Origin of the sequence: Moorena sp. SIO2C4 (assembly GCF_010672485.1) — a bacterium.
Taxonomy (GTDB): Bacteria; Cyanobacteriota; Cyanobacteriia; order Cyanobacteriales; family Coleofasciculaceae; genus Moorena; species Moorena producens.
The window spans coordinates 1-2613 of the sequence record NZ_JAAHGN010001049.1 but is presented as its reverse complement, the minus strand read 5'-3'; the positions used below and the strand labels follow the sequence as shown (position 1 = coordinate 2613).

General features: G+C 44.4%; 3 protein-coding genes. All 3 read right to left on the bottom strand.

Going from position 1 to position 2613, the window contains the following annotated elements; genetic code table 11:
- Positions 1 to 141 precede the first annotated feature (141 nt).
- Positions 142 to 537: a DUF5615 family PIN-like protein gene (locus F6K20_RS33450; protein WP_008187665.1), complete on the bottom strand. Its 396-nt coding sequence runs from the start codon at positions 535 to 537 to the stop codon at positions 142 to 144.
- The gene (locus tag F6K20_RS33445) at positions 534 to 908 is read right to left on the bottom strand and encodes a DUF433 domain-containing protein (protein ID WP_008187664.1); all 375 of its coding nucleotides are present in this window, start codon (positions 906 to 908) and stop codon (positions 534 to 536) included. The genes F6K20_RS33450 and F6K20_RS33445 overlap by 4 nt, the downstream gene beginning before the upstream one ends.
- Positions 909 to 1158: 250 nt before the next feature.
- A partial coding sequence (locus tag F6K20_RS33440) for a tetratricopeptide repeat protein (RefSeq protein ID WP_287297645.1) occupies positions 1159 to 2613 on the bottom strand: 1455 nt, incomplete at its 5' end.

The following is a 2613-nucleotide window of genomic DNA, read 5'->3' as shown; positions in this document are numbered from 1 at the left end:
TCCCACTCTACTGGTCGGGCGGTCAGGATGCCTACTCTACTGCTATTTCGCGCAGCGGGCAGGATGCCCACTCTACTCCTATTGATTCGTTGATTCAGCAACGCCCAATTTCTTGCTTAAACACTGGTTTCCAATGCTATCTTACGGAATGAAGAGCCGACCGACTCCCATATAATTGTCAATTTCAATCACAATTTCAAGTAGCCTATCTACACATTTATCCCGATAGGCTCGTTCATCCAAGACCCGATCAGCATTGCCAATTGTGATGACAGGAAGGGAATTGGACTTGTTTTCTTCACGCAAAACCTTCTCTAATGCATCCTTACCTTTCATCTTTCGATTGGCTGTCAATAGAATCATCTGATTGGCTTGAGCAAAGCGCCAAACAATTCGATCATTGCTATCGATTGGTAGCTCAACTTCTTGAAAGGAGACGAAACGGATGGGGAGAGTCTCAAGCCAACCTTGATTAGCAATGTTGCCTAACAAAACTACTGCATGTCTCTCAAGATTGTGATCAATCAAGAAAATCATGCTTTCTGTGCGTGTCTTGCTTTCTGTTCCTGGAGTTTTGCCCACAACGCTTCTCGACCGGGTTTAGGGGGCATTTTTGCAATGCGAGCAAAGTGTTCTCGATTCCGCTGTTCCCAGTACTGTCGGTTTTCCTGTTCCTCCTGCAAAATAGTTTGATACTCGGCTTCGACTTGGGTACGATTGTCTTCGATGTATGATAGGGCTGCGCTTACTTGTTCCTTAGTTAGGTTAAGAACATCCCCAATTAATTTTGGTGGATACTGAGCTGTGACATAATCCATCACATCGTAGAGGGTGATGCGTGTTCCGGCAATGGTTAATCCCCATTCTGTGCGAATTATAGCTGTATTGCTATTAGAAACTGGAGCCATATCTATCGCTTTCTTAATGTATCTCTATTTTACGAAGTATTTAAGTATTCAGCGGTCAGTGGTCAGCTTAAAATCAGGCGTTGTTTAATAATAGAATGATTTTAAGAGTTTTTTAGAATGGGCATGTTGGTGGAACAGGCATCTTGCCTGTTTCATTTCCGGGCGGGCAGGATGCCCACTCTGCTGATATTCATCCCGCCCCTCAGCAATGGCACATCTGTTCCTAATGCTGCAAGGTCTAGTCACAAAACTAGGGTTTTAACGCAAGACACGCTCGATATATACCCGTCCATAAAGGAGAGCGCAAAATTTGCAGATTTTGACGATAGATTCGAGTATCAGGATCATTTGGCCCTAACTTCTGTTCGGCAATCTCCAATGCCTGTTGATAAAGGGGTTTAGCCTCATCATAGCGCCCGATTGAGTAGTAGAGTAAACCCAGGTTGTTGAGAATGGTAGCCACATCGGGATGGTTCTCACCCAAGCGGCTTCTAGTTATCTCTAAACATTGCTGATACAAGGGTTCAGCCTGGTCATAGCTACCTTGACCGTAATAGAATCTTCCTAAGCCAACAAAGGGCCAGATTAAATCTTCATCCCTGAGCCAGTCAGTTAGGACTGTGGCAGCTTCGGCTAAATGAGGGATGGCGGGGGTAACTGCTGCAATCTGATCGCGAGTTGGTGTCTTGGGAATTTTTTTGGCCACAGCCACCATTCCTTGACAAAAGCGTTGCTTGTAGCAATCGGCCTCTGGTAATTGAGCCAGCTTGGTCTGGAAAAATTCTCGCATTAGTTGATGAAGCCGATAGGTTTGCTGTTCGGTCAGTTGCAACAAATTACGATTTACCAGAAAGCGATTGGCCGTAGGCCACGCTACGCGAACGCGTAACTCTTCCAATACTTCTTGTTGTTGATACCATTGTTCCTGATTTTCATCGATAACACAAGTCTCTACCAGTGACCACTGAAAAGGAGCAGGAGCAAACAAACTCAGAAGACATCCTAACTGTTGGGCTTCTGGTGGCAAACTGTTCCAAGATAACTCAAACGCTTCTACAGAGTAGGCCCTAGCATGATTAATAATGTTACTGGGGTGATTTAAGCTTATCTCTTTTTTTTTGAGGCATTCCTTGATAAATCTCTTGACACCAAGATAGACCTGACTATCTTGAGATTCTGGTTTACATAGGTCAATGTGGTTCTTTGCTATCGCAACCGGTTTCACTTTTTCAATGCCTGGGTTGGCACTATCTGGGTCTACCACCAAAATCCCTTTGACAGGCTGAGTTTCATAGTAGACCTTTGTGGCAATTTCTAAACTCCGAACGTTTTCTCTATACCACTCATTTAATTCCCGTAACTGAGGGTGATGAGCTTTTAGTTCGTCCACACTTACGGTGGTTTGTGCGAGAACACCAATATTATCAATTAAACTAGCTAGATGAGACCCAGTGTGGGGAGTAGCCAGAAATACAACCCCTTTCGTCTGCTCAAGAATAGCTTGCTTTTGAAAGGTCAAGGCACTGTTGAGCATCTTTTTGACTAAAAGCCCGCCCATACTGTGAGCAATAAAGATTAATGGACGTTGGCCGAAATCGTTGATATCTAGCCACTCTAATAAATTACTGGCTTGATCGAAAAGGGGCATACTGCTGTGGCTTGTCCAGTTTGTCGCTTCAGCGTCATACCCAAAAGACCAGATGTA

Bases quoted from the DNA above. Each gene is read 5' to 3' on its own strand.
- F6K20_RS33450 (WP_008187665.1), bottom strand. From the start codon at position 537: ATGATTTTCTTGATTGATCACAATCTTGAGAGACATGCAGTAGTTTTG.
- F6K20_RS33445 (WP_008187664.1), bottom strand. From the start codon at position 908: ATGGCTCCAGTTTCTAATAGCAATACAGCTATAATTCGCACAGAATGG.